A 25546-nucleotide genomic window follows, 5' to 3' on the forward strand; every position below is an offset into this window, starting at 1 on the left:
CCGCTCGGCGGATACTCTGCGCCACTCGGAAGGCCTGCGCCGCGTTGCCGCCGTCGGTGCGAAGGCACCGACCCTGACACACTTGGGAAGTGAAGTCGTTCTCGTGTCGTGTCTGTGGCAGCTCCCTGTTCTTCGAGAACTCGATCTGCGTGTCGTGCCGCACGAATCTGGGGTTCTCGCGTGAGGAGCGCGCCATCGTGCCCGTGGACGACAAGGGCCAGTACGTCGACGCCGACGGCGACATCTGGCACGTCTGCAAGAACCTCAACCTGTCCGGCTGCACCTGGCTGACCGAGTTCCCCGGCGGGTACTGCTTCAGCTGCGGGCTCACGCGCACCCGACCCAGTGATGCCGACGCGGTCGGACTGCGCGAGTACAAGGTCGCCGAGGAGGCCAAGCGCCGTCTCGTCGTCGAGCTGGACACCCTCGGGTTCTCCATCACCCCGCGCAGCGTCGACGAGGAGAACGGGCTCGCGTTCGACCTGCTGTCCAGCGTCGACGAGGACGTCACCACCGGCCACGACAACGGCGTCATCACGCTCGACCTCGCCGAGAGCGACGACGCCCACCGCGAGAAGGTGCGGGTCCAGCTCGACGAGCCGTACCGCACGATGCTCGGTCACTTCCGGCACGAGGTGGGCCACTACATCGAGTGGCAGCACGTGCGAGGCGACCTGATCGGCCAGGCTCGCGAGCTGTTCGGGAACGAGGAGGAGAGCTACGCCGACGCGATCGAGCGGCACTACTCCGAAGGCCCTCCCGCCGGGTGGGAGCAGAACTACATCAGCATGTACGCCACGATGCACCCGTTCGAGGACTTCGCCGAGACGTTCGCGCACTACCTGCACATCTGCGACACCATCGAGACCGCGTCGGCGCACGGGCTGTCCACGGTCGGCAACCCGCAGGACTTCACCTCGTTCCGGGACCTCGTGGTCGGCGTCTGGGTGCCGTTGAGCATCGCGCTGAACCAGATCAACCGCAGCATGGGCAAGGGCGCGCTGTACCCGTTCGTCATCCCCGCGCCGGTGCTCGACAAGCTGCAGTTCGTGGCCGACCTTCCCCGAGGGTGAGCCGCGCCGACTGACGATTCGGGCGATTGCCGTGCGGATGGGACACTGGATCGGTGACTGATCTGCCCAAGACGCTGCCGCTGGTGTTCGAGCAGCCCCGCGGACGCAAGAAGCCGCCGCGCCACCTCGCCGACCTCACGGCCGAGGAGCGCACCGAGGTCATCACCGCGCTCGGCGAGCCGGCGTTCCGGGGCAAGCAGGTCGCCACCCACTACTTCTCGCGCCTCGAGCGCGACCCGGCCGGCATGACCGATCTCCCCGCCGGCTCGCGCACCGCCATCGTCGACGCCCTCCTTCCGGACCTGCTGACCTCCGTGCGGGTGATGGAGGCCGACAAGGGCAAGACCCGCAAGACGCTCTGGCGGTTGTTCGACGGCGCGCTCGTGGAGTCGGTCCTGATGCGCTACCCCGGTCGCGCCACGATCTGCGTGTCGAGTCAGGCCGGGTGCGGCATGGCCTGTCCCTTCTGCGCCACCGGTCAGGGTGGGCTGCAGCGCAACATGAGCACCGCCGAGATCGTCGACCAGGTGGTCGACGCCGCCGGCGCGATGGCGCGCGGTGACGTCGCGGGTGGACCGGGCCGGCTGTCCAACGCGGTGTTCATGGGCATGGGGGAGCCGATGGCCAACTACAAGGCCGTCATCGGCGCGGTCCGCCGCATGGTGGCCCCGGCTCCCGATGGTCTGGGCATGTCGGCGCGCAACATCGTGGTCAGCACCGTGGGGCTGGTACCGCGCATGAAGCAGCTGGCCACCGAGGGCATCCCGGTCACGCTGGCGCTGTCGCTGCACGCGCCCGACGACGAGCTGCGCAACGAGCTGGTGCCGATCAACACCCGCTGGAGCGTCAACGAGACCGTCGAGGCCGCATGGGAGTACGCCACGCTCACCGGACGCCGGGTCTCCATCGAGTACGCCATGATGCGTGACATCAACGACCAGGGCTGGCGCGCCGACATGCTCGCCGACGTGCTGCTCTCGTTCGGCGGCGGCTCCGACCGCCCGGGCAGCTGGGTGCACGTCAACCTCATCCCGCTCAACGAGATCCCGGGCGCCAGGTTCACGCGCTCGCGCGACGAGGACATGGACGAGTTCGTCCGCCGGCTCGAGGCCAAGGGCATCTCCACCACCGTCCGCGACACCCGCGGCGACGAGATCGACGCCGCCTGCGGACAGCTGGCTGCGACTGAGGTGTAGTCCAGCGCCTCGACGGACAAGGGACGGTCAGGACGATGTCCAGATTTGAGTACTAACGTCCTGTCTCAAATGTCCAACCTGAGGTCTGCGCGCGTGGTTCAATTTCGTCACGTTTCTGCCACCTCTCACGGTGGCCCGTCGCCGAAGGACCACCGATGTCGCGCAAACTACTCGTTCTCCCGATGTCGCTGGTCTTGGTGACGGGTATCTTCCTTGCAAGCCCCTCCGAGGCGGCCACGTCGACCGGCACGACCGCGGTCAAGACCCAGCTTCAACCAACAGCGAAGGTCTCCGGCGTCCGCCCGATCCTGTGGATCCCCGCTCGCAAGAAACTGACGTTGCAGTGCTTGGCGGTCGGGGAGAAGGCGTACGGGGCGGTGGCGAAGGCCGACCCGTACTACTTCAAGGTGACCTACGGTGGAAAGACCGGTTACGCCATCGATGCTGACCTCTACACGGCCAAGAACGCGACTTCGTTGGGGCTGACGTATTGCTCAATCCCTGCTCAGCCGAGCAGCCCGAAGGCGAGTTCGGTGACGGCGTCGTCCGTCAAGCTTCTCGTGGGTCGACAAGTCCAACAACGAGACATCTTTCAAGACCCAGTACTCCACCAACGGTGGAAGGACCTGGAAGGCCGGACCCCGGGCCGGAGCCAACGCCACGTCCACCACGATCGGAGGACTGAGCGCCTCGACCCAATACACGATTCAAGTTGGGGCTTCGAACAACAAGGGCACCAAGTGGTCGGCCTACGTGCGGGTAACGACAGCCAAGAAGCCGGTCGCCAGTACCGCGCGAATTGCGGCCGTCGCGACTCAGAACCTTGGTCTCGGCCCGTGCTCCACAAATCGGACTGACGGCAAGAAGGGATTCCTGGGTAGTTGTGGAGTTCCCAGCGCGTGGTGCTCGGAGTTTGCCCGCTGGGCCTGGAGCAAGGCTGGGGCGAGGATCTCGGGAATCTCGGCGTCCTCGGCAACCTTTATTACTGCCGCATCAAAACATGGCGGCACGGTGCACAGGTCGACGACGTATGCGCCGAAAGTCGGAGACGCGGTGGTGTTTGGATTCAACGGTTCGAACTACGCCAATCACGTGGGGTTGGTTACTGCGGTCCACAGCAATGGCTCCATCGACATTACCCACGGGAATATCAACGGCGTCGTTGTGCGGGACACGAAGATTTCTGCAGCGAATGCAAGGGTCGGCAGACTTGGCACCAACGGCTACATCGTCGGTGTCGGCCATGTCTCCGCATTCGTGACACCGAAATTTTGAGGCGTCTTGCCATACGCCAATGTTCATGCCGGGCGCGACTTTACGGTGATCTGTAGTTCTTGCCGCGTTCATGGCCTCCCGCCCACTGACTAGCCTTCTACTGTGAGAGTGCTAGCCACCGACCTCGACGGCACGCTGCTCCGGTCGGACGGCACCGTGTCGCCGCGCACGCGGGCCGCGCTCGAGGCCGCGTGGGCGGCCGGTGTCACGACGGTCTTCGTCACGGCCCGACCTCCGCGCTGGCTCGACCAGCTGGTCGACCACGTGGGCCACCACGGCATCGCCATCTGCGGCAACGGCGCCTTCGTCTACGACGTCCCGCGGAGGGAAGTCGTCACCGAACGCGGGTTCGACCACGACCACGTCCTGTCCCTGGTGAGGGACCTGAGGTCGGCGGTGCCGGGCATCGGGTTCGCGGCCGAGCGCGCCGACGGCATGGGGCGAGAGGTCGGGTTCGTCGACCCGGAGGTGGACGAGTACGTGCTGATCGACCACGCCGGAGTCACGGATCGGCCGGTCGGCAAGCTGCTCGCACGGTCGACCCAGGTGGAGGGCCCCGAGTTCCACCGGCTCGTGTCGAACGTGGTCGGGGACCGGGCCGAGCTGGGATTCAGCGGTGTCATGGGACTCGCCGAGATGACCGCCCCCGGTGTCACCAAGGCCAGCGGCCTCGCGGCGTGGTGCGCCGAGCACGGGTTCACCGCCGACCAGGTGTGGGCATGCGGGGACATGCCCAACGACCTGCCGATGCTGCGGTGGGCCGGCCGGGCCTTCGCGGTGGCCAATGCGCACGACGACGTGCGGGCCGTCGCCGACGAGACCGTCGCCAGCAACGACGACGACGGCGTCGCCAGCGTTCTCGAGCGCCTGCGGACCCCCTGACCACCCCCGCGAGTGGCGCAGTCTGGTCGATTTCGGCACCGGATCTCGACCAGACTGCGCCACTCGCGGTTCACGATGCGCCACTCGGTTGCCGCGGCACGGGGCCGGCTCGATAGCGTGGAGCCGACCCGAGGAGGACCATGACCGACGCCGACCAGGTGCTGTCGCTCGACCACGCCGGACCTGTCGCCACGCTGACCCTGCGTCGGCCCGACCGCCGCAACGCGCTCAATCTCGACCTGTGCCGAGCGATCCACGCCGGCGTCGACGAAGCGATCACGAGTGGTGCCCGGGTCATCGTCGTGACCGGGGAAGGGACGGCATTCTGCTCCGGAGCCGACCTCGACGGCGTCTACGGCGGAGAGTTCCTCGACGCCCTCTACGGCATGCTGCACCACCTGGCATCGGTCCCGGTCCCGATCGTGGCCGCCGTCAACGGTCCGGCGATCGGCGCCGGCACCCAGCTCGCGATGGCCTGCGACCTGCGGGTCGCCGACGAGTCGTCGCGGTTCGGGGTGCCCACCGCGCGCAACGGCATGGCGGTCGACGCCTGGACCATCCGCACGCTGGAGAAGCTGGCCGGCTCCGGACCGGCACGTCGACTGATGATCGGCGCCGAGATCCTCGACCAGGAGCAGGCCCTCGTCTGTGGCCTCGCCGACCGGGCCGGGACCCTCGACGACGCCCACCAGTGGGCCGGGCAGATCGCCACCTTCGCCCCGCTGACACTGGCGCACAACAAGATGGTGCTCAACGGCAGCCCGGGCGACGAGGTGGTCGTCGAGCAGAGCTTCCAGCGCGTCTGGGCCAGCGCCGACGTGCGCGAGGCGGCCGCAGCCCGCGCCGAGAAGCGCCCACCGGTCTTCACGGGGGAGTGAGCGTGCCCGACAGCGCCACCGGCAGCCTCGCGTTCCGCGCCCTCGACCACCACGTCATCAACGGCCGCGCCGACGACGTCGCCTACGCAGGCGTCGGACGGCCCATCACCTATGCCCAGCTCCTGCACGACTCGGCATCGATCGCCGGCGCCCTGAGTGAGATCGGTCTGGCCGCAGGCTCTCGCGTGACGCTCGACCTGGATCTGCGCCGCGAGCACGTCATCGCGGTGCTCGCCATCGCCCGTCTCGGGACCGAGCACGATCCGGCCGCCGACATGGCGCTCACCGGGCAGCCGCCGATCCTCAGGACGCCCGACACCGAGGTCCCGTGGGACGTCCTGCTCCACGCCGGCCGCAACGACCCGGCTCCAGCACCGGCAGCAGACCCCGAGGGCTACGCCGACCGCATGCTCGCGGCGCACCCGGACGTCTTCGGCCCTCTGCTCGACGGCGGCACGCTGTCCTGACCGTCAGGCCCAGGCGCGATCCTGCGCCTCGGTGAGGACCGAGCGCAGGATCTGCTCGATCTCGTCGAAGTGGGCCTGCTCGGCGATCAGGGGTGGCGCCAGCGTGATGACGGCGTCTCCGCGGTCGTCGGTGCGGCAGTACAGCCCCTGCTCCAGCAGCCGGCCGTTGAGGAAGCCACGGAGCAGCTGCTCGGTCTCGGCTCGGTCGAAGGTCTGGTGGGTCGCGGAGTCCTTGACCAGCTCGATCGCGAAGAAGTAGCCGTCGCCGCGCACGTCACCGACGATGTCGAGGTCGAGCAGGCTCTCCAGCGTGCTGCGGAAGGACCCGGTGGTCTCGCGCACGTGACCGGTGAGGTCCTCGCGCTCGAAGATGTCCAGGTTCGCCATGGCCACCGCGGTCGACACCGGGTGGCCGCCGAAGGTGTAGCCGTGCACGAAGCTGTTCTTGCCCTGCAGGAACGGCTCCATCACCCGGTCGGACGCGATCATGGCGCCCAGGGGTGCGTAGCCGGACGTGATGCCCTTGGCGCAGGTGATCAGGTCGGGCTGGTAGTCGAATCGGGTCGCTCCGAACATCTCGCCGAGGCGCCCGAAGGCGCAGATGACCTCGTCGGACACCAGCAGCACGTCGTGCCGGTCGCAGATGTCGCGCACCTTCTCGAAGTAGCCCGGCGGGGGAGTGAAGCAGCCACCGGCGTTCTGCACGGGCTCGAGGAACACCGCGGCCACGGTGTCCGGCCCCTCGGCGACGATGGCCCGCTCGATCTGGTCGGCGGCCCAGGTGGAGTACGCCTCGAGGTCGTCGACCGATCCGGCGTACCCCTCCTCGGCCGCCCGGAAGATGTTGGTGTTGGCGACGTGCACGGTGCCGGGCACCAGCGGCTCGAACGCTTCCTTCAGCCCCGCGACGGCGGTGATCGAGAGCGCTCCGTGGGTGGTGCCGTGGTACGCGACGCGGCGACTGATGGCCTTGGTCTTGGTCGGCTTGCCCTGCAGGGCGAAGTACTGCTTGGCCACCTTCCATGCGGACTCGACCGCCTCGCTGCCGCCGGTGGTGAAGAACACCCGGTTCAGGTCACCCGGCGCGTACCCCGCGAGTCGTTCTGCGAGGTCGATCGCGGTGGGGTGCGCGTAGCCCCAGACGGGGAAGAACGCGAGCTCGCGGGCCTGCTTGGCGGCCGCCTCGGCGAGCTCCTGACGGCCATGACCGGCCTGAACGACGAACAATCCCGACAGCGCGTCGAGGTATCGCTTGCCGCGGGTGTCCCACACGTACATGCCCTCGCCGCGCTGCATGACGGGGATGTCGTGCTCGGCGTACGCACCGTGCCGCGCAAAGTGCATCCACAGGTGGTCCTTGCCTGCTCGCTGCAGGCGGTCGTGCTCCTGGTCGTTGCTCATGGCGCCAGTGTGACCCTCCGCCCCGGTCACCCTCAACCACCCCCGTACGGCGGGCGCCATCGGTGTGGGGTCAGGCCGGCACGTGGTCGATGCCGACGGCGTGGCAGGCGTAGGTCCAGAACGACCGGCGCGCGTCGGGGTCGTCCGACCGGCCGGGCAGGTAGGAGGTCGAGCGAGGGCGGCGGTCGCACCAGAACAGGCCGGTCGAGTCGGAGGCCGCGTCCGCCGCGGAGAGCCACACGATCGTGTCGGCGCCCTGCTCGGCGGAGCGCAGCACCGGTCCGAGCACCCGGGAGAACGTCGGCAGCGAGTCGGTGACCCCGGGAGTGTCGGCCCAGCCCGGGTGCATGCTGTGCACCGCGATGCCGTCGCCGGCGTACCGCTGCGCTAGCAGCTCGGTCATGGTGACCTGCAGCCGCTTGGTGCGCGCGTAGGCGCGGATGCCCTCGTACGTGCCGCGCTCGTACTCGATGTCGTCACCGATCGTCGCGTCGAGGGGCGCCGAGTACATGCCGCCCGACGAGACCACCACGACCCTCGAGTCGGCTGCGGCGGCCAGCTGGTCACGCAGCAGCTCGGTCATCAGCAGAGGGCCGAGCACGTGCGTGGCCAGGGTGGACTCGTGTCCCTGGGCCGACGTCACGCGCTGCGGCGGGATCACGCCGGCGTTGTGCACGATGCCGTGCAGCACCGGCACCCTCTGGGCGAGGTCGGAGGCGTAGGCGCGCACGGCGTCGAGGTCGCTGACGTCGCACACCTCGGGCAGCAGGTCGGCGTCGGGCTGGGCACGACGGATGGTCTCCGCGGCATCGATCAGTCGCGACTCGGTGCGGCCCAGCAGGTGCACCGTCGCGCCGAGCCGTGCGATCCCGGCGGCGGCGGCGAGGCCCAGCCCCCCGCTGGCACCCGTCACGACGACGTGGCGGCCCACCAGCGACCCAGGCTCAGCGTCCGCAGGCCACCAGTGCCGCCGAAGGCTCGGGCCGATCGAGGTGTATCCGAGCAGCAGCGACTTGTCGAGCACGACGTCGAGAGCAGACGTGAGGTGGCGGGTCATGTGACCACGGTAGGGGGGACGGTGCAGGGTCGCACCGGGCCGGCTCAGGAGAAACCCTGATTCACCTGGCCGGCGTCGGGTGGGAGTCTCGTCCCATGATCACTGTTGAGAACCTCACGAAGACGTATGGGCCCTATCGGGCTGTCGATGACGTCTCGTTCACGTGCAGGCCGGGTGCTGTGACGGGCTTTCTGGGTCCGAATGGTGCGGGCAAGTCCACGACGATGCGCATCATGACGGGTCTGACTCCGCCGACTGCTGGGTCGGCGAGCATCGGGGGCGTGGATTATCGCGACATTCCGAATCCGGGCACGCAGGTGGGTGTGTTGCTGGATGCGTCGGCGCAGCATGCGGGTCGTACGGGTCGTGAGATCTTGACGTTGAGTGCGTTGACGATGGGTCTGCCGATGAGTCGGGTGGACGAGATGTTGGCGTTGGTGAGCTTGACGCCGGAGGAGTCCAAGCGGCGGGTGAAGAACTACTCGTTGGGGATGCGTCAGCGTCTGGGCATCGCGAATGCGTTGATCGGTGATCCGAAGATCTTGATCCTGGACGAGCCGGCCAATGGTCTGGATCCGGCGGGCATCCACTGGATGCGGAGCCTGTTGCGGACGTATGCCGATCGTGGGGGCACGGTGTTGTTGAGCTCGCACCTGTTGCACGAGATCGAGATCATCGCTGACGAGATCATCGTGATCGGTCACGGCAGGATCGTGGCGCAGGGCACCAAGGCCGAGCTGATGGCCCGCGCCCGTGGCGGGGCCGTCTCCACCTTCGTCCACGGCGCAGACGACATCAGTCTGGAGTCGGCCCTGACGGCCCGCGGCCACGAGGTGTCGACCGTCGAGGGTGGACTCCAGGTCACCGCCGACGCCAGTGACATCGGACAGACCGCGCTCGAGCACGGGCTCGCCCTGATCGAGCTGCGACCCGCCACGGGCGCGGGCCTGGAGGACATGTTCCTCGAGCTGCACGTCCTCGACCCAGCGTGACCAGACCACTGAAGGAGCACTCGCATGAGCGCCACCCCCGCCACCCCGTCGGTCATCACCACCGACACGCTCTCCACCAACACCCCGGACATCCCGTTCAGCCGACTGGTCTCGGTCGAGCTGCGCAAGATGTTCGACACCCGGGCCGGACGCTGGCTGATGATCAGCATCGTCGTGCTGTCGGTCATCGCCACCGCCTCCGTGATCGCGTTCGCGCCCGACAGAGTGATCACCTACGGCACCTTCGGCACTGCCTTCGGCGTGCCCCTCAACGTGCTGCTGCCGGTCGTCGCGATCCTCTCGGTCACCGGCGAGTGGAGCCAGCGCAGCGGACTGACCACCTTCACCCTCGTGCCGCACCGGGCCTCAGTGGTGTGGGCCAAGGTCGTGGCCTCGGTCGTCGTCGGACTGGGCGCCGTGGTGTTCGCGTTCGCGATCGGTGCGATCGGCAACGTCGTCGGAGCGGCCATCAACGGCCTGGACGCCGTCTGGGACGTCAGCGTGCTGCAGTTCTTCACCATCGGGTTGGCGTTCCTGTTCAGCCTGCTGCTCGGCTTCGCCCTCGGCGCGTTGTTCCGCAACACGCCCGCCGCGATCGTCGGCTACTTCGTCTACGGCTTCGTGCTGCCGAGCATCTTCGGGCTGCTGGCGGCGTTCCAGGACTGGTTCAAGAGCCTGCAGCCCTGGGTGGACTTCAACTTCGCCCAGGGTCCGTTGTTCGACGGCAGCATGACCGGCCAGGAGTGGGCCCAGCTGGGCACGTCGGGCCTCATCTGGTTCGTGCTGCCCCTGACCCTGGGCGTGCTGCTGATCCTGCGCTCCGAGGTCAAGTAGGTCTCTGCGACTTTCGGCTACCCGGATGTGACCGATCGGCTGATTCACGTGGCGTGTCCCGTGGTGCACAGTTGGACTCATGATCACTGTTGAGAACCTCACGAAGACGTATGGGCCCTATCGGGCTGTCGATGACGTCTCGTTCACGTGCAGGCCGGGTGCTGTGACGGGCTTTCTGGGTCCGAATGGTGCGGGCAAGTCCACGACGATGCGCATCATGACGGGTCTGACTCCGCCGACTGCTGGGTCGGCGAGCATCGGGGGCGTGGATTATCGCGACATTCCGAATCCGGGCACGCAGGTGGGTGTGTTGCTGGATGCGTCGGCGCAGCATGCGGGTCGTACGGGTCGTGAGATCTTGACGTTGAGTGCGTTGACGATGGGTCTGCCGATGAGTCGGGTGGACGAGATGTTGGCGTTGGTGAGCTTGACGCCGGAGGAGTCCAAGCGGCGGGTGAAGAACTACTCGTTGGGGATGCGTCAGCGTCTGGGCATCGCGAATGCGTTGATCGGTGATCCGAAGATCTTGATCCTGGACGAGCCGGCCAATGGTCTGGATCCGGCGGGCATCCACTGGATGCGGAGCCTGTTGCGGACGTATGCCGATCGTGGGGGCACGGTGTTGTTGAGCTCGCACCTGTTGCACGAGATCGAGATCATCGCTGACGAGATCATCGTGATCGGTCACGGCAGGATCGTGGCGCAGGGCACCAAGGCCGAGCTGATGGCCCGCGCCCGTGGCGGGGCCGTCTCCACCTTCGTCCACTCGGTCGACGATCAACGACTGCACAATGCGCTCGCGCAGTCCGGACAGGAACCCACCGCGGTCGAGGGTGGACTTCAGGTCGCCCTCGGTGCCGAGCAGGTCGGACAGGCCGCCCTCGCCGCCGGTGTGGCCCTCGTCGAGCTCCGCCCCGCTGCCGGTGCGGGCCTGGAGGACATGTTCCTCGAGCTCACCTCCGCCTCCCAGCGCGACCAGACCACCGAAGGAGCACTCGCATGAGCGCCACCACCCCGTCGGTCATCACCACCGACACGCTCTCCACCAACGTCCCGGGCATCCCGTTCAGCCGACTGGTCTCGGTCGAGCTGCGCAAGATGTTCGACACCCGGGCCGGACGCTGGCTGATGATCAGCATCGTCGTGCTGTCGGTCATCGCCACCGTCTCCGTGATCGCGTTCGCGCCGGACTCGGTCATCAGCTTCAGCACGTTCGCCACGGCCTTCGGCGTTCCGCTGGGCGTCCTGCTGCCGGTCGTCGCGATCCTCTCGGTCACCGGCGAGTGGAGCCAGCGCAGCGGACTGACCACCTTCACCCTCGTGCCGCACCGTGGATCGGTGATCAACGCGAAGATCGCCGCTGCCGTCATCGTCGGCGTCGTGTCGGTGCTGCTGGCCTTCGGGATCGGCGCCGTCGGCAACGTGATCGGCGCCGCGGTGAACGGGATCTCGGCAGACTGGGACGTCTCGGTCCGGATGTTCCTGTTCATCCTGCTGGCCAACATCCTGGGCCTGCTGCTCGGCTTCACCCTGGGCGCGCTGTTCCGCAACACGCCGGCCGCGATCGTCGGCTACTTCGTCTACAGCCTGGTGCTGCCCGGCATCTTCAGCCTGCTGGCGGCGTTGCAGGACTGGTTCAAGAGCCTGCAGCCCTGGGTGGACTTCAACTTCGCCCAGAGCAAGCTGTTCAACGACAGCGTCTCGGGTCAGGAATGGGCGCAGCTCGGCACCTCCGGGCTGATCTGGTTCGTGATCCCGCTGGCGGCCGGGGTCTGGCTGATCCGTCGCTCCGAGGTCAAGTGACCCGCACCTGACGTCCGTGGGGGACAATGGCGGCATGCGCAAGCGTGTCGCCATTCTCGGGTCCACCGGATCAATCGGGACCCAGGCCCTCGAGGTGGTGGCCGCCAACCCCGAGCGGTTCGAGGTCGTGGCGCTGGCGGCGGGTGGCAGCAACCCCAGGCTGCTGGCCGAGCAGGCCATCGCCTTCGACGTCCCGCTCGTCGCCGTCGCCCAGGCGCAGGCGGCGCAGGACGTGCAGCTGGCGCTCTACGCCGAGGCGCAGAAGCGCGGGTACGACCAGGGCGACGCCCGCGTGCCGCGTCTGCTCGCTGGTCCCGACGCGGCCATCGAGGTGGCCCGCACGCCGTGCGACGTGGTGCTCAACGGCATGACCGGGGCGGTCGGGCTGCTGCCGACCCTCGCTGCGCTGGAGGCCGGAACCACGCTGGCGCTGGCCAACAAGGAGTCGCTCATCATCGGCGGTGAGCTCGTCACGGGTGCGGCCAAGCCCGGACAGCTCGTCCCGGTCGACTCCGAGCACTCCGCGCTGGCCCAGGCCATGCGCGGCGAGCGACGCGACGACATCAGGCGTCTGATCGTCACGGCCAGCGGGGGACCGTTCCGCGGTCGCACGCGCGAGCAGCTGGCCGACGTCACTCCCGAGCAGGCTGCGGCCCACCCCACCTGGGACATGGGGCCGGTCATCACGATCAACTCCGCCACGCTGGTCAACAAGGGCCTCGAGGTCATCGAGGCGCACCTGCTGTTCGACATCGACTTCGACCGGATCGAGGTCGTGGTGCATCCGCCGTCGATCGTGCACTCCATGGTCGAGTTCACCGACGGGGCCACCATGGTGCAGGCATCGCCTCCCGACATGAAGCTGCCGATCGCGCTCGGGCTCGCCTGGCCCGACCGGGTTCCCGGCGCCGCCCCCGGGTGCGACTGGTCGTCGCCCGCCTCGTGGGAGTTCTTCCCGTTGGACGAGCAGGCGTTCCCCGCCGTCTCGGTCGCCCGCCGAGCCGGCGAGTACGGCCGCACCGGACCGGCGGTCTTCAACGCGGCCAACGAGGTGTGCGTCGACGCCTTCGTGGCCGGCGATTTGGGGTTCCTCGGCATTGTTGACACGGTGGCCGCGGTGCTCGACGAGCATCTCGCCGATCCCGTCTGGTTCACCGACTCGGTCACGCTCGACAGCGTGCTGGGTGCCGACCGCTGGGCGCGTGAGCGTGCAGCACAACTGGTGGGAGACAGCCGATGACCGCGCTCATCTACGCCCTCGGCGTGCTGTTCTTCGTCGTCGGCATCGCCGTCTCGATCGGGCTGCACGAGCTGGGGCACATGTACCCGGCCAAGAAGTTCGGGGTCAAGGTCACCCAGTTCTTCGTGGGCTTCGGCAACACGGTCTGGTCCACCCGGCGCGGCGAGACCGAGTACGGCTTCAAGGCCGTCCCGCTCGGTGGCTACGTCAAGCTCGTCGGCATGCTGCCGCCGGCCAAGGACGCCGATCCGCACGAGGTCCGCGAGTCCAACACCGGCCTGTTCACCCAGCTGGCCACCGACGCCCGCAACGCCGAGTACGAGACGATCACCGACGAGGACATGCCGCGGCTGTTCTACCGCCTGCCGTGGTGGAAGAAGGTCATCGTCATGGCCGGCGGGCCGATGATGAACGTCGTGATCGCCGTCGTGCTGTTCGGCATCGTCATCATGGGCTTCGGCGCCCTGCGGCCCAGCACCACGGTCGAGGCCGTGTCGGACTGCGCCATCAGCGACGCCGAGGCCGGGCGCACCTGCACCGCGGCCGACCCGCGGACACCCGCGAGCATCGCGGGCCTGCAGCGCGGTGACGTGATCACCTCGTTCGCCGGCCAGAAGATCACGTCGTGGGAGCAGCTCAGCCGAGACATCCGGGCCAACGGCAGCGATCCCGCCGAGATCCAGTACGTGCGCGACGGGCAGACTCAGAGCGTCTCCATCCGCCCCACGGTCATCGCGCGCACCGATCTCGACAACCCCGACAAGACCGTCGAGGTGGGCTTTCTCGGGGTTCGTCCCGAGCTGACCACCCAGCGTGGGAACCCGCTGGACGTGCTCACCACGGTCGGCACGTACACGAAGGACACCGCGTCGGCGATCTGGCACCTGCCCACGCGCATGGTCGACGTCACGAAGGCCGCCTTCGGCGCCCAACGGGATCCGGACGGTCCGATCGGCGTGGTCGGTGCCAGTCGCATCTCCGGCGAGCTGGTCACCTACGACGACCCGTCCTGGGCCGAGCGGGGATCCCGGGTGCTGTCGTTGCTCGCCGGGCTGAACCTGTTCCTGGCCCTGTTCAACCTCATTCCGCTGCTGCCGTTCGACGGCGGGCACATCGCCGGCGCCCTCTGGGAGGCGCTGCGACGCGGGATCGCGAAGCTGAGGGGGCGACCCGACCCGGGCTTCGTCGACGTGGCCAAGGCGCTGCCGGTGGCCTACGGCGTGGGCATGGTCCTTATCCTGATGAGTGTGATCCTCGTGTACGCCGACATCGTCAATCCCGTGAGGCTGTCATGACGTCATCAGGTTCGGTCCCGGTCTCCCTCGGCATGCCCGAGGCGCCGCCGCCGGTGCTGGCGCCGCGGCGCAAGACCCGCAAGATCAAGGTCGGCTCGGTCGACGTGGGCGGCGACGCCCCCATCTCGGTGCAGTCGATGACCACGACCCTGACCTCCGACGTCAACACCACGCTGCAGCAGATCGCCGAGCTCACTGCCGCGGGCTGCGACATCGTGCGCGTGGCGTGCCCCAGTCAGGACGACGCCGACGCACTTCCCGAGATCGCCCAGCACTCCAACATCCCGGTCATCGCCGACATCCACTTCCAGCCCAAGTACGTGTTCGCCGCGATCGACGCCGGCTGCGCGGCGGTGCGCGTCAATCCGGGCAACATCCGCAAGTTCGACGACCAGGTCGGGGCCATCGCCAAGGCGGCCAAGGACGCCGGCACCTCGATCCGCATCGGCGTCAACGCCGGGTCGCTCGACAAGCGCATCCTGGAGAAGTACGGCAAGGCCACGCCCGAGGCGCTGGTCGAGTCGGCCGTCTGGGAGGCGTCGCTGTTCGAGGAGCACGACTTCCACGACTTCAAGATCTCGGTCAAGCACAACGACCCGGTCGTGATGGTCAGGGCCTACGAGCTGCTGTCCGAGGCCGGCGACTGGCCGCTGCACCTCGGTGTCACCGAGGCCGGACCGGCCTTCCAGGGCACGATCAAGAGCGCCACGGCGTTCGGGGCTCTGCTGAGCCAGGGCATCGGCGACACCATCCGTGTCTCGCTGTCAGCGCCTCCGGTCGAGGAGGTCAAGGTCGGCATCCAGATCCTGCAGTCGCTGAACCTGCGCCCGCGCAAGCTGGAGATCGTGTCGTGCCCGTCGTGCGGCCGCGCGCAGGTCGACGTCTACACGCTGGCCGAGCAGGTCACCGCCGGGCTCGAGGGACTCGAGGTACCGCTGCGCGTCGCCGTCATGGGCTGTGTCGTCAACGGGCCGGGCGAGGCACGCGAGGCCGACCTCGGCGTCGCGTCCGGCAACGGCAAGGGTCAGATCTTCGTCAAGGGCGAGGTCATCAAGACCGTGCCGGAGAAGGACATCGTCGAGACGCTGATCGAAGAGGCCATGCGCATCGCCGAGACGATGGAGCCGGTGGAGGGCGGAACGGCATCCGTCAGCGTCAGCTGACCCTCGTGGTCGTACGCTGAGCGCACCACGTCGGGCGGGAGGAGTGCGGTGCTGCAGACGTCGTCGTCGACCCGAGCCCTCGGCCCCGAGGACATGCCCGAGCTGTTGTCGCTGATCCGCCGCGACCCGCTCGTGAACCTGTTCGTGCGTTCGCGCGTCGACGCGACGCGGCTCAATCAGCGCTGGCTCGGCGGGCAGGTGCTCGGCTACTTCGAGGACGGCCGGCTGGTGTCGGCCTGCCACGCCGGGGCGAACATCGTGCCGGTCGAGGCCACCGATGCCGCCGTCGAGGCCTTCGCCCAGCGGCTGTTGACCGATCGGGTGCGCCCGTCGTCGATCGTGGGCCCGCAACGACCGGTGATCGACCTGTGGCGCCGTGTCTCTGCCTCGTGGGGGCCGGCTCGGTCGCCTCGTCTGGACCAGCCGTTCATGGCCATCGGCACCGACAGCCCGGTCGAGCCCGACCCCCGTGTGCGGCGATTCCTGCTCGACGAGATCGACATCCTCTATCCGGCGAGCGTCGCGATGTTCACCGAGGAGGTCGGTGTCGATCCTGAGCAGAACGGCGGCGGCTACCGCGCCCGGGTCGCCCAGCTGGTCACCCAGGGGTGGTCGTTCGGGATCATCGAGAACGGATCGGTGCTGTTCAAGGCCGAGGTCGGTGCGGTGTCGCCCGAGGCCTGCCAGCTCCAGGGCGTGTACGTGCGTCCGGATCGCCGGGGCGAGGGCATCGCGGCCGGCGCGCTCGCCGCCGTCGTGCAGCAGGCCCGCAGCAGCATCGCCCCGGTGGTGACGCTGTTCGTCAACGACCACAACGTCGCCGCCCGACGCGCTTACGAGCGCGTCGGGTTCGAGCAGACGTCGACCTTCGCCTCGATCCTGCTGTGAGGGGCGTGTTGTGAGGGGCCTGCCGTGAGTTCTGACCGCGCCCCTGTGCCACTGGCCGGCCTGCTCGTCGGCGCCGGCGTGCTGCACCTCGTACGCCCACAGCTGTTCCGGCCGATGGTCCCCAAGCCCCTGCCGTACAAGCACGAGCTGGTGATCGGGTCCGGCGTCGTCGAGATCGCTGCCGGCGCGCTGCTGCTGCACCCCACCACGCGTCGCGCCGGGGGAGCGGTGGCATTCGGCCTGTTCGCGGGTGTCTGGCCGGCCAACGCGCAGATGACCGTCGATGCGGTCCGGCAGCGACGGCCGATCTGGTTCGTGGCGGCGCTGGTGGCTCGTCTCCCGCTGCAGGTGCCTCTGCTGCGGGCGGCTCTTCGCGTCGCCCGCGGCCACTGACACCGACCCCCGGCCGATAGGGTCGGGCCATGCGCATGTCCCGGATGTTCCTCCGCACCCTGCGCGACGATCCGGCCGACGCCGAGGTGCCCAGCCACAAGCTGTTGGTCCGCGCCGGCTACATCCGTCGCGTCGCTCCCGGCATCTACTCGTGGCTCCCGCTGGGCCTGCGGGTCCTGGCCAAGGTCGAGGCCATCGTCCGTGAGGAGATGAACGCCATGGGCGCCCAGGAGGTCCGGTTCCCGGCCCTGCTGCCCCGCGAGCCCTACGAGGCGACGAACCGCTGGACCGAGTACGGCCCCAACGTGTTCCGGCTCCAGGACCGCAAGGGCAACGACATGATGCTCGGGCCCACCCACGAGGAGTTCTTCACGCTGCTGGTCAAGGACCTGTACTCGTCGTACAAGGACCTGCCCCTGAGCATCTACCAGATCCAGACCAAGTACCGCGACGAGGCGCGTCCGCGCGCCGGCATCCTGCGCGGTCGCGAGTTCATCATGAAGGACTCGTACTCGTTCGACGTGGACGACGCCGGGCTGGAGGCCTCGTACCAGGCGCACCGTGCGGCCTACGTGCGCATCTTCGACCGCCTGGGCTTCGACTACGTCATCGTGCAGGCACAGTCCGGTGCCATGGGTGGCTCGGCCAGCGAGGAGTTCCTCGCCGTGTCCGACACCGGGGAGGACACCTTCGTGCGGTCGCCGGGCGGCTACGCGGCCAACGTCGAGGCCGTCACCACGGTGGCACCCGACCCCGTGCCGTTCGACGGGCTGCCGGAGGCGCACGCCGAGCAGACTCCCGGCACGCCCACGATCGACACGCTCGTGTCCCACCTCGACGAGGCGTTCCCGCGCGACGACCGCCCGTGGACCGCGTCGGACACGCTCAAGAACGTGCTGGTGATCCTGCGCCACCCCGATGGCACCCGCGAGCCCCTCGCGATCGGCGTCCCCGGTGACCGCGAGGTCGACGCCAAGCGGCTCGAGGCCGCCGTCTCGCCGGCCGAGGTCGAGCCGTTCGACGACAAGGACTTCGCGGCCAACCCGGCGCTGGTCAAGGGCTACATCGGGCCCGTGCGCGTGGCGCCCGGGTCCGGCGCGGTCCTGGGTGAGGACAGCGAGTCGGGCATCCGCTACCTGCTCGACCCCCGCGTCGTCGACGGCACCCGGTGGGTCACCGGAGCCAACGTGGAGGGCTCGCACGTCATCGACCTCGTGGCCGGCCGCGACTTCACCGCGGACGGCGTGATCGAGGCCGCCGAGGTGCGCGCCGGCGATCCGGCGCCCGACGGGTCGGGTCCGCTGGCCCTGGCGCGCGGCATCGAGATGGGACACATCTTCCAGCTCGGCCGCAAGTACGCCGATGCGCTCGGGCTCAAGGTGCTCGACGAGAACGGCAAGCTCGTCACCGTCACGATGGGTTCGTACGGCGTGGGCATCTCCCGTGCGGTGGCCGCCGTGGCCGAGTACGCCCACGACGACCTCGGCCTCGCCTGGCCGGCCGCGCTGGCGCCCTTCGACGTGCACCTCGTGCTCGCCGGCAAGGACCAGGCGATCGCCGATGCCGCCGAGCAGCTCTACGTCGACCTGCAGGCAGCAGGTCTCGAGGTGCTGTTCGACGACCGCCCCGGCAAGGTCTCACCCGGCGTGAAGTTCAAGGACGCCGAGCTGATCGGCATCCCGATCACGGTGGTGGCCGGGCGGGGTATCGCGGACGGTGTCGTCGAGCTCAATCGTCGCGACACCGGCGAGCGCGAGGACGTCGCGCTCACCGAGATCGTCGCCCGCCTGACCTGAGTCAGTCGGCCATCCCGGGAAACGCCCGAGGAGCGCCTGACCAGGCGATCTCGGCCAACGCGGCCACCCGCAGACCGCTGACGGCGATCTCGCGGTCCTTGCCGACCGATGTGGCGACCACCGCCAGGCACGCCGCCTGGATGCGTTGCTCCAGGCTGCGCGCTGACGCCGCGACCGTGGTCCTCGAGTCGATCGGGCCCACGTCGTAGGTGGGCTGGGCGGTGGTCGTGTCGTCGGCGACCACGGCCAGGAGGCGGTCGCGCGTGACGGCGTGGGCACGGGCGGCCGCGCGGGCCTGGTCGGCCACGGCGGGCACGCGGGCGCCGGCGAAGGGGTAGAACCACACCGCCTCGCGCTCGAGCGTCAGCCAGGCGATCAGGGCCGCCTCGCGGGTGGTGTCCATCAGGCCTCCAACGCCCGGGCGCACTGGGCCAGTCCGGCAGCCATCGAGGCCAGCACCTGGGCGAGGTCTGTCGAGACCGCGGCGAGAGCGTCCTCGGCCCGGGCGTCGGCCACCGAGAGGCAGGCGGCGCCCAGGTCACCGGTGACCGCCGAGACGTCCGGCAGGGGAGTGGGCAGGGCGTCACGCTGCTCGGTGAGGGCCGCGACCACCTCGGGCGCGGTGTCGGGTCCGGTCAGCTTCACCAGCTGCACCGCATCGGCGCGCGCCCTGGCGGTGAGGCGCAGGTCACCGGAGTCCGGCTCGGGCTTGGGGCGGACGCCCACGGCACGCAGGGCGTCGTCGAGGGTGTCGGTCGCAGCGGCTCCGGCGACGGCCGCGGCGCCGAGGGCCACCACGCCTGAACCGAGGAGCACGCGCCGTCCGACCACGACCACACGGTAGTGCAGGGTCGGTCGGCCGACGCTGTGGGAATCTGGGCAGATGAGCGTTCGTGACCCCGGCACCCTCGTCGATCTCGTGGCCGACCAGTTCGATCCCGACGTCGTGTACCTGAACACGGCCTCGGCGGGCTTGCCGAGCCGGGCCACCGTGCAGGCCGTCACCGCGGTGCTGGACCGGTGGCGCAGCGGCGCGCTGCAGGCGCCGGACACCGACGAGACCATCGCGGCGTGCCGGGCCGGGTTCGGACGGCTCGTGGGCGTGGCCGCCACCGAGGTCGCGATCGGCAGCCAGGCGTCGGCGATGATCGCCCCGATCGCGGCAGCGGTCCGCGACGGCGGCGAGGTCGTGTGCGCCGCCGGTGACTTCACCAGCGTGGTGTTCCCGTTCCTGGCCCAGGCCCGCCGCGGGGTCCGGGTGCGGGAGGTGCCGCTGGCCGACATCGCGGACGCGGTGGGACCGGACACCGACCTCGTGGCCGTCTCCGCGGCGCAGTCCGCCGACGGCACCGTGGCCGACCTCGACGCACTCGCCACGGTCGCGTCCGGCGGTCGCACCCGCGTCCTCGTCGACGCCACCCAGGGCGCCGGCTGGTTGCCGATCGACGCCGGTCGGTTCACGTACACGGTGACCGGCGGCTACAAGTGGCTGATGGCACCGCGCGGGACCGCGTACCTGACCGTCGGGCAGGAGGAGGCGGCGCGTCTCCCGCACGACCAGGCCGGCTGGTACGCCGGCGAGCACCGCTGGGAGAGCCTCTACGGAGGACCTCTGCGCCTCGCCGAGGGCGCGCGCGGTCTCGACGTGTCACCGGCGTGGTTCTCGTGGGTCGGTCAGCTGCCGGCTCTCGAGCTCCTGGAGTCGGTGGGCGTCGAACGGATCCACGCCCACGACCTCGAGCTCGCCAATCGCTTCCGCGAAGGCGTCGGCCTGCCGCCGTCGGACTCGGCGATCGTGTCCGTGCCGGTGGGGTCCGGGGCGGCGGACGCCCTCGAGCGGCACCGCATCGCGGCGGCCACCCGTGCAGGGCGACTGCGCCTGTCGTTCCACCTGTACAACGACCTCGAGGACGTCGACACCGCCGTCGCGGCGATCGCCGATCACGTCGTCCGGTGACGTGCCCACCGTGATGGCGCGAGGACGCTCGCCGGTTCGATAGACTCACCGCACTCCGCCTCGGCGGTCGCACGAGACACCCGCCTGCACGGCCGGGGTCGACAACAGAACACGGGCGGTGGCACATGACGGACTCGCTGGAACAGGCCGTGAGGGCCTGCGTGACCGCGCTCGGCTTCGATCTGGAGGCAGTCGAGCTTCTCCTCCGGGGGCAAGCGGCGTCTGCTGCGCGTCGCGATCGACGGCGACGACGGTGTCGGCATCGACGACATCACCGACGCCACCCGCGCCCTGTCGGTCGTGCTCGACGACGACGACTCGCTCATGGGACCTGCCCCGTACACGCTCGAGGTCACCTCGCGCGGTGTGGATCGCCCGCTCACCGAGCCGCGCCACTGGCGCCGCAACGCCGGCCGCCTGGTGCGGGTTCGCCTGATCGAGGGCAGCGCGTCGGAGCAGCGCCACGACTCCGCCGTGCTCGAAGGGCGCATCGCGGACAGCGACGACGCAGGTGCCGACCTGGCCACCAAGGCCGCCACCCGACACATCGACTACGCCGACATCGAGTCGGCGGTCATCCAGGCCGAGCTGAACCAGCCGGCCGCAACCGGAGAGGACCGCTGAGATGGACATCGACATGTCAGCCCTGCGCCTGCTGGAGCGCGAGAAGGGGCTCAGCGTCGACGTCGTCGTCGACGCGATCGAGACGGCCCTCCTGTCGGCCTACCACAAGTCGCCCGACGCCCATCAGTCCGCGCGCGTGGAGCTGGACCGCACGTCCGGCCACGTGACCGTGTGGGCCAGGGAGCGTCTGGAGACGCCGGAGCCGGCCGAGGAGGCCGAGGGTGCCGACGACGGCACGGACGCCGCCGAGGAGTCGGCGCCGGTCGCGGCCGCACCACCCGCACCTCGCTTCACCGAGGAGTTCGACCACACGCCCGACGACTTCGGGCGATTCGCCGCCACGGTCGCTCGCCAGCTGATCATGCAGCGCCTGCGCGAGGCGGAGGACAAGTCCACCTTCGGCGAGTTCTCCGGCAAGGTCGGCGACATCGTCTCGGGCGTCATCGCCCAGGGCCGTGACTCCGGTGACGTCCGGCTCGACCTCGGCAAGATCGAGGCGATCCTGCCACCCAACGAGCGGGTCCCCGAGGAGCGCTACGCCCACGGTGAGCGGCTCAAGGCCTACGTCTACGACGTCGAGATGGGCATGCGCGGACCCCGGGTCAAGGTGTCCCGCACCCACCCGAACCTGGTCAAGCTGCTGTTCGCACTCGAGGCGCCGGAGATCGCCGACGGCACGGTCGAGATCGCCGCGATCGCGCGCGAGGCAGGTCACCGCACGAAGATCGCCGTTCGCGCCACGGTTCCGGGCATCAACGCCAAGGGGTCGTGCATCGGCCCGATGGGCCAGCGGGTGCGGCAGGTGATGTACGAGCTGCACGGCGAGAAGATCGACATCGTCGACTTCAGCGAGGACCCGGCCGAGTTCATCGGGCACGCCCTGTCCCCGTCGCAGGTCAAGAGCGTGACCATCGTCGACGAGGCGACGCGCTCGGCCCGCGTGGTCGTCCCGGACTTCCAGCTGTCGCTGGCCATCGGCAAGGAGGGGCAGAACGCGCGCCTCGCCGCCAAGCTCACCGGGTGGCGCATCGACATCCGGTCGGACACCCCCGCGGCGGCCCCGACGACACCGGCGCGCGGTGCCGGTGGCGACCCCGTTGGCTGAAACGGGTAGAGTGGGTTCGGTCGTCCGCACGTGCATCGGTTGCCGTGAGCGAGCGGACACCGCCACTCTGGTGCGATTCGTCGCGGTTCAGGAGTCGACGACCCTGGTCGTCACGCCCGATCTGCTCGGTTCGCTGCCGGGGCGAGGGGCGCACCTGCACCCCACGACCCGGTGTCTGGAGCTGGCGACGCGCCGCAAGGCGTGGATGAGGGCTCTTCGAGTCGAGGGGCCCGTCGATCTTCGCCGTGCAACGCAGCACATCACCTCAACCACCACGGAACGCCCTCAGCCATCAGGCGAGGGGTTCCCAGATCCGAAATCGGAGCATCCGCTCATGGAAGACCGATGAGTACTCCGCAATGAGTTTGTTCGCCAACTAGGGTCTGATCCTCCTTCGGATCGGCCCGCCCGAAGGAGAAAAGTGGCTGTCAGAGTCCACGAGCTCGCCCGCGAGCTCGGCGTCGAGAGCAAGGTCGTCCTCACCACCCTCAAGGACATGGGTGAGTACGTGAAGTCGGCTTCCTCGACCGTCGAAGCACCTGTCATCCGGCGCCTCAAGGAGGAGCACGGCGACGCGCTCGCCGCTGCCGCCGCCAAGAAGGGCGGAGGGGCCAAGAAGGCCGCCGCTCCCCAGAAGGCCGCACCCACGCCCGAGCCCGCCGAGCAGCCGGCTCCCGAGGCCGCCGAGGACGCGCAGGCCGCCACGCAGGTGGCCGGCCAGCCCACGGCACCTCGCCCCGGTCCGCCGGTGCGCGCAGCAGAGCCCGAGGCACCTGCTGCCGAGGCCCCCGCTGCGTCGGCGGGCAGCACGCCCACGCCGGACGTCGAGGCTCCCGCAGCTCGCGCCGGCGACGCCACGTCGTCGGACGACTCACCGCGACCGACCCCGGGCCCCCGGCCCGGCGGAAGCGCACGCCCCGGCAACAACCCCTTCTCGTCCACCCAGGGGATGCAGCAGCCGCGTGCACCGCGCCCGCCGTCGGCACGTGATGGCAGCGCGCCCACGCCACGCCCCGGCATGCCGCGTCCCAACCCGGCCATGATGCCCAAGCAGTCGGGCCTGTCCGGTCCGCCCGCCCGTCGCGGTGGTCCCGGCGGAGCTTCCCGGCCGCCCCGGCGCTCCGGCCCGAGGAGGTCAGGGCGGTGGCTTCGGTGGCCGTCCCGGCGGAGCCGGTGGCGGTGCTCCCGGTCGTCCCGGTGGCGGAGGATTCTCCGGACCCCCGCGGTCCGGTGGACCCGGCCGCAACCAGCGCGGTGGCACCCAGGGTGCCTTCGGTCGCGCCGGTGGCCCCGTGCGCCGCGGACGCAAGAGCAAGCGCGCGAAGCGTCAAGAGTTCGACCAGATGCAGGCTCCCTCCATCGGAGGCGTGCGCCTGCGCAAGGGCGACGGCGAGACCGTGCGCCTGGCCCGCGGTGCCTCGCTGACCGACTTCGCCGAGAAGATCAACTCCGACGCAGCGTCGCTGGTCGCGATGCTGTTCGCGCTCGGTGAGGTCGTCACGGCCACGCAGTCGGTCAACGACGAGACGCTGCAGCTGATCGGCGAGGAGCTGCAACTACGACGTGCAGGTCGTCTCGCCCGAGGACGAGGACCGCGAGCTGCTCGAGTCGTTCTCGCTGGAGTTCGGCGACGACGAAGGCGGCGAGGAGGCCCTCGAGGCCCGTCCGCCGGTCGTCACCGTCATGGGTCACGTCGACCACGGCAAGACCAAGCTGCTCGACGCGCTGCGCAGCAGCAACGTCGTCGACAAGGAGGCCGGTGGCATCACCCAGTCCATCGGCGCCTACCAGGTCGCCACCGAGGTCGACGGCAGCGAGCGTCGCATCACCCTGATCGACACCCCCGGTCACGAGGCGTTCACCGCCATGCGTGCCCGCGGCGCGCAGGCCACGGACATCGCTGTCCTGGTCGTCGCCGCCGACGACGGCGTGATGCCGCAGACGGTCGAGGCGTTCAACCACGCCAAGGCCGCCGGCGTGCCGATCGTGGTCGCGGTCAACAAGGTCGACAAGCCCGACGCCGACCCGAGCAGGACGCGCGGCCAGCTGGCCGAGTACGGCCTGGTGCCCGAGGAGTACGGCGGCGACACCATGTTCGTCGACGTCTCGGCCAAGGCCGGCACGGGTCTGGACGACCTGCTGGAGTCGATCGTCCTGACCGCCGACGCAGCCCTGGACCTGCGGGCCAACCCCGAGCAGAACGCCGAGGGCCTGTCCATCGAGGCGCACCTGGACCGCGGTCGCGGCCCGGTCGCCACGGTGCTGGTCCAGCGCGGCACGCTGCGCGTCGGTGACACGATCGTGGCCGGTTCGGCCTTCGGTCGCGTTCGCGCCATGCTCGACGAGCACGGCAACAACATCACCGAGGCGCTGCCGTCGCGTCCGGCCCTGGTGCTCGGCCTCACGTCGGTGCCCGGCGCCGGTGACAACTTCATGGTCGTCGACGACGACCGTGTCGCCCGTCAGATCGCCGAGAAGCGCGAGGCGCGCGAGCGCAACGCCGCGCTCGCCAAGCGCACCGGCCGCCGGACCCTCGAGGACTTCATGTCCTCGATGGAGAAGGGCGAGACCGACGAGCTGCTGCTCATCCTCAAGGGTGACGGTGCCGGATCGGTCGAGGCGCTCGAGGACGCGTTGTCCAACATCGAGGTCAGCGACGAGGTCGCACTGCGGGTCATCGACCGTGGTGTCGGTGCCATCACCGAGACCGACGTCAACCTGGCCGCTGCGTCGGACGCCGTCATCATCGGCTTCAACGTGCGCCCCCAGGGCAAGGCCACCGAGCTCGCCGACCGCGAGGGTGTCGAGATCAAGTACTACTCGGTCATCTACCAGGCGATCGACGAGATCGAGGCATCGCTCAAGGGCATGCTCAAGCCCGAGTTCCAGGAGAGCCAGCTCGGCACCGCCGAGATCCGCGACATCTTCCGGTCGAGCAAGATCGGCAACATCGCGGGCTGCATGGTCACCTCCGGCACCATCCGCCGCAACGCCAAGGCGCGTCTGCTGCGTGACGGTTCGGTCGTGGCCGACAACCTGGACTTCTCCAGCCTGCGGCGCGAGAAGGACGACGTGTCCGAGGTCCGCGAGGGCTTCGAGTGCGGTCTGGTGCTCCGTGGCTACGGCGACATCAAGATCGGCGACGTGGTCGAGACCTTCGAAATGGTGGAGATCGAGCGTAAATAGGTCGGCTGTCTGTTGCTCGTCGGGTCGCCTCTCTCAGGAGT

25 protein-coding genes and 2 pseudogenes are annotated in these 25546 nt (G+C 69.4%); 23 read left to right on the plus strand and 4 right to left on the minus strand.

From position 1 onward, the window contains the following. The first annotated feature begins 89 nt into the window (after positions 1-89). The 7 genes from AC0L5F_RS16490 to AC0L5F_RS16520 all read left to right on the plus strand — a co-directional run bounded on the left by AC0L5F_RS16490 (position 90) and on the right by AC0L5F_RS16520 (position 5771). Entirely contained in the window at positions 90-1073 is a 984-nt protein-coding gene (locus AC0L5F_RS16490) for a zinc-binding metallopeptidase family protein (RefSeq protein WP_473314513.1), read from the plus strand. Positions 1074-1135: 62 nt separating this feature from the next. Next, positions 1136-2269: a dual-specificity RNA methyltransferase RlmN gene (gene rlmN, locus AC0L5F_RS16495; RefSeq protein ID WP_473316217.1), complete on the plus strand. Its 1134-nt coding sequence runs from the start codon at positions 1136-1138 to the stop codon at positions 2267-2269. A 182-nt stretch (positions 2270-2451) separates the two neighbouring features. After that, complete coding sequence (locus AC0L5F_RS16500; RefSeq protein ID WP_473316233.1) at positions 2452-3126, plus strand: hypothetical protein; 675 nt, start codon at positions 2452-2454, stop codon at positions 3124-3126. Beyond that, the gene (locus AC0L5F_RS16505) at positions 3023-3544 is read left to right on the plus strand and encodes a CHAP domain-containing protein (protein ID WP_473314514.1); all 522 of its coding nucleotides are present in this window, start codon (positions 3023-3025) and stop codon (positions 3542-3544) included. The genes AC0L5F_RS16500 and AC0L5F_RS16505 overlap by 104 nt, the downstream gene beginning before the upstream one ends. Before the next feature lie 102 nt (positions 3545-3646). Then, positions 3647-4426, plus strand: coding sequence for an HAD family hydrolase (locus AC0L5F_RS16510; RefSeq protein ID WP_473314515.1), 780 nt, complete (start codon positions 3647-3649; stop codon positions 4424-4426). A gap of 140 nt (positions 4427-4566) precedes the next feature. Next, complete coding sequence (locus AC0L5F_RS16515) at positions 4567-5304, plus strand: enoyl-CoA hydratase (RefSeq protein WP_473314516.1); 738 nt, start codon at positions 4567-4569, stop codon at positions 5302-5304. 2 nt (positions 5305-5306) lie between these two features. Beyond that, positions 5307-5771 (plus strand): AMP-binding protein, encoded by a 465-nt coding sequence (locus AC0L5F_RS16520; RefSeq protein WP_473314517.1) that lies wholly within the window; start codon positions 5307-5309, stop codon positions 5769-5771. 3 nt (positions 5772-5774) lie between these two features. On the opposite strand, the gene AC0L5F_RS16525 is transcribed toward AC0L5F_RS16520, so the two are convergent. Both AC0L5F_RS16525 and AC0L5F_RS16530 read right to left on the minus strand, forming a co-directional pair. Then, the gene (locus AC0L5F_RS16525) at positions 5775-7172 is read right to left on the minus strand and encodes an aspartate aminotransferase family protein (protein WP_473314518.1); all 1398 of its coding nucleotides are present in this window, start codon (positions 7170-7172) and stop codon (positions 5775-5777) included. A 70-nt stretch (positions 7173-7242) separates the two neighbouring features. Continuing rightward, complete coding sequence (locus tag AC0L5F_RS16530; RefSeq protein WP_473314519.1) at positions 7243-8229, minus strand: SDR family NAD(P)-dependent oxidoreductase; 987 nt, start codon at positions 8227-8229, stop codon at positions 7243-7245. A 95-nt stretch (positions 8230-8324) separates the two neighbouring features. Here AC0L5F_RS16530 and AC0L5F_RS16535 point away from each other — a divergent pair, with 95 nt between their 5' ends. The 10 genes from AC0L5F_RS16535 to AC0L5F_RS16580 all read left to right on the plus strand — a co-directional run bounded on the left by AC0L5F_RS16535 (position 8325) and on the right by AC0L5F_RS16580 (position 18633). Next, on the plus strand, positions 8325-9221 hold the full coding sequence (locus AC0L5F_RS16535; protein WP_473314521.1) for an ABC transporter ATP-binding protein: 897 nt from the start codon (positions 8325-8327) through the stop codon (positions 9219-9221). Between the two features lie 24 nt (positions 9222-9245). Next, positions 9246-10055 carry an ABC transporter permease gene (locus tag AC0L5F_RS16540; RefSeq protein WP_473314522.1) on the plus strand — a complete coding sequence of 270 codons (810 nt, stop codon included), beginning with the start codon at positions 9246-9248 and terminating at the stop codon, positions 10053-10055. Positions 10056-10134: 79 nt separating this feature from the next. Then, positions 10135-11058 (plus strand): ABC transporter ATP-binding protein, encoded by a 924-nt coding sequence (locus AC0L5F_RS16545; RefSeq protein WP_473314523.1) that lies wholly within the window; start codon positions 10135-10137, stop codon positions 11056-11058. Continuing rightward, positions 11055-11858, plus strand: coding sequence for an ABC transporter permease (locus AC0L5F_RS16550; protein WP_473314524.1), 804 nt, complete (start codon positions 11055-11057; stop codon positions 11856-11858). The genes AC0L5F_RS16545 and AC0L5F_RS16550 overlap by 4 nt, the downstream gene beginning before the upstream one ends. Before the next feature lie 34 nt (positions 11859-11892). Next, positions 11893-13098: a 1-deoxy-D-xylulose-5-phosphate reductoisomerase gene (dxr, locus tag AC0L5F_RS16555; RefSeq protein WP_473314525.1), complete on the plus strand. Its 1206-nt coding sequence runs from the start codon at positions 11893-11895 to the stop codon at positions 13096-13098. Continuing rightward, positions 13095-14393 (plus strand): M50 family metallopeptidase, encoded by a 1299-nt coding sequence (locus AC0L5F_RS16560; protein ID WP_473314526.1) that lies wholly within the window; start codon positions 13095-13097, stop codon positions 14391-14393. The genes dxr and AC0L5F_RS16560 overlap by 4 nt, the downstream gene beginning before the upstream one ends. After that, entirely contained in the window at positions 14390-15556 is a 1167-nt protein-coding gene (gene ispG, locus AC0L5F_RS16565; protein ID WP_473314527.1) for a flavodoxin-dependent (E)-4-hydroxy-3-methylbut-2-enyl-diphosphate synthase, read from the plus strand. The genes AC0L5F_RS16560 and ispG overlap by 4 nt, the downstream gene beginning before the upstream one ends. 48 nt (positions 15557-15604) lie before the next feature. Then, the gene (locus AC0L5F_RS16570) at positions 15605-16444 is read left to right on the plus strand and encodes a GNAT family N-acetyltransferase (RefSeq protein WP_473314528.1); all 840 of its coding nucleotides are present in this window, start codon (positions 15605-15607) and stop codon (positions 16442-16444) included. 24 nt (positions 16445-16468) lie between these two features. Next, complete coding sequence (locus tag AC0L5F_RS16575; protein ID WP_473314529.1) at positions 16469-16837, plus strand: DoxX family protein; 369 nt, start codon at positions 16469-16471, stop codon at positions 16835-16837. Between the two features lie 35 nt (positions 16838-16872). Further along, a complete protein-coding gene (locus AC0L5F_RS16580) occupies positions 16873-18633 on the plus strand; it encodes a proline--tRNA ligase (protein ID WP_473316218.1) in 1761 nt (586 codons plus the stop codon). A gap of 1 nt (position 18634) precedes the next feature. Here the strand turns inward: AC0L5F_RS16580 and AC0L5F_RS16585 are convergent, their stop codons facing one another. Further along, positions 18635-19036: a DUF4439 domain-containing protein gene (locus tag AC0L5F_RS16585; RefSeq protein WP_473314530.1), complete on the minus strand. Its 402-nt coding sequence runs from the start codon at positions 19034-19036 to the stop codon at positions 18635-18637. Continuing rightward, positions 19036-19464, minus strand: coding sequence for a hypothetical protein (locus tag AC0L5F_RS16590; RefSeq protein WP_473314531.1), 429 nt, complete (start codon positions 19462-19464; stop codon positions 19036-19038). Before AC0L5F_RS16590 ends, AC0L5F_RS16585 begins: the two co-directional genes overlap by 1 nt. Before the next feature lie 52 nt (positions 19465-19516). On the opposite strand from AC0L5F_RS16590, the gene AC0L5F_RS16595 reads away from it, so the two are divergent. The 6 genes and pseudogenes from AC0L5F_RS16595 (at position 19517) to infB (ending at position 25505) form a co-directional block, all read left to right on the plus strand. Further along, complete coding sequence (locus AC0L5F_RS16595) at positions 19517-20590, plus strand: aminotransferase class V-fold PLP-dependent enzyme (RefSeq protein ID WP_473314532.1); 1074 nt, start codon at positions 19517-19519, stop codon at positions 20588-20590. Between the two features lie 237 nt (positions 20591-20827). Continuing rightward, positions 20828-20902 (plus strand): annotated as a pseudogene (locus tag AC0L5F_RS16600) (ribosome maturation factor RimP); the annotation flags it as partial. 12 nt (positions 20903-20914) lie between these two features. Next, positions 20915-21214, plus strand: coding sequence for a hypothetical protein (locus AC0L5F_RS16605; protein WP_473314533.1), 300 nt, complete (start codon positions 20915-20917; stop codon positions 21212-21214). 1 nt (position 21215) lies between these two features. After that, positions 21216-22319 carry a transcription termination factor NusA gene (nusA, locus tag AC0L5F_RS16610; RefSeq protein WP_473314534.1) on the plus strand — a complete coding sequence of 368 codons (1104 nt, stop codon included), beginning with the start codon at positions 21216-21218 and terminating at the stop codon, positions 22317-22319. Positions 22320-22389: 70 nt separating this feature from the next. Further along, a complete protein-coding gene (locus tag AC0L5F_RS16615; protein ID WP_473314535.1) occupies positions 22390-22668 on the plus strand; it encodes a YlxR family protein in 279 nt (92 codons plus the stop codon). A 72-nt stretch (positions 22669-22740) separates the two neighbouring features. Continuing rightward, a pseudogene (gene infB, locus AC0L5F_RS16620) lies at positions 22741-25505 on the plus strand (translation initiation factor IF-2). The last annotated feature ends 41 nt before the right edge of the window (positions 25506-25546 follow it).

This window comes from Aeromicrobium sp. 10G20-16, from assembly GCF_055809665.1.

Bases quoted from the DNA above. Each gene is read 5' to 3' on its own strand.
- AC0L5F_RS16500 (WP_473316233.1), top strand. From the start codon at position 2,452: ATGTCGCTGGTCTTGGTGACGGGTATCTTCCTTGCAAGCCCCTCCGAG.
- AC0L5F_RS16515 (WP_473314516.1), top strand. From the start codon at position 4,567: ATGACCGACGCCGACCAGGTGCTGTCGCTCGACCACGCCGGACCTGTC.
- AC0L5F_RS16525 (WP_473314518.1), bottom strand. From the start codon at position 7,172: ATGAGCAACGACCAGGAGCACGACCGCCTGCAGCGAGCAGGCAAGGAC.
- AC0L5F_RS16530 (WP_473314519.1), bottom strand. From the start codon at position 8,229: ATGACCCGCCACCTCACGTCTGCTCTCGACGTCGTGCTCGACAAGTCG.
- AC0L5F_RS16535 (WP_473314521.1), top strand. From the start codon at position 8,325: ATGATCACTGTTGAGAACCTCACGAAGACGTATGGGCCCTATCGGGCT.
- AC0L5F_RS16540 (WP_473314522.1), top strand. From the start codon at position 9,246: ATGAGCGCCACCCCCGCCACCCCGTCGGTCATCACCACCGACACGCTC.
- AC0L5F_RS16545 (WP_473314523.1), top strand. From the start codon at position 10,135: ATGATCACTGTTGAGAACCTCACGAAGACGTATGGGCCCTATCGGGCT.
- AC0L5F_RS16550 (WP_473314524.1), top strand. From the start codon at position 11,055: ATGAGCGCCACCACCCCGTCGGTCATCACCACCGACACGCTCTCCACC.
- dxr (WP_473314525.1), top strand. From the start codon at position 11,893: ATGCGCAAGCGTGTCGCCATTCTCGGGTCCACCGGATCAATCGGGACC.
- AC0L5F_RS16560 (WP_473314526.1), top strand. From the start codon at position 13,095: ATGACCGCGCTCATCTACGCCCTCGGCGTGCTGTTCTTCGTCGTCGGC.
- ispG (WP_473314527.1), top strand. From the start codon at position 14,390: ATGACGTCATCAGGTTCGGTCCCGGTCTCCCTCGGCATGCCCGAGGCG.
- AC0L5F_RS16580 (WP_473316218.1), top strand. From the start codon at position 16,873: ATGTCCCGGATGTTCCTCCGCACCCTGCGCGACGATCCGGCCGACGCC.
- AC0L5F_RS16585 (WP_473314530.1), bottom strand. From the start codon at position 19,036: ATGGACACCACCCGCGAGGCGGCCCTGATCGCCTGGCTGACGCTCGAG.
- AC0L5F_RS16595 (WP_473314532.1), top strand. From the start codon at position 19,517: ATGAGCGTTCGTGACCCCGGCACCCTCGTCGATCTCGTGGCCGACCAG.
- AC0L5F_RS16605 (WP_473314533.1), top strand. From the start codon at position 20,915: ATGGGACCTGCCCCGTACACGCTCGAGGTCACCTCGCGCGGTGTGGAT.
- nusA (WP_473314534.1), top strand. From the start codon at position 21,216: ATGGACATCGACATGTCAGCCCTGCGCCTGCTGGAGCGCGAGAAGGGG.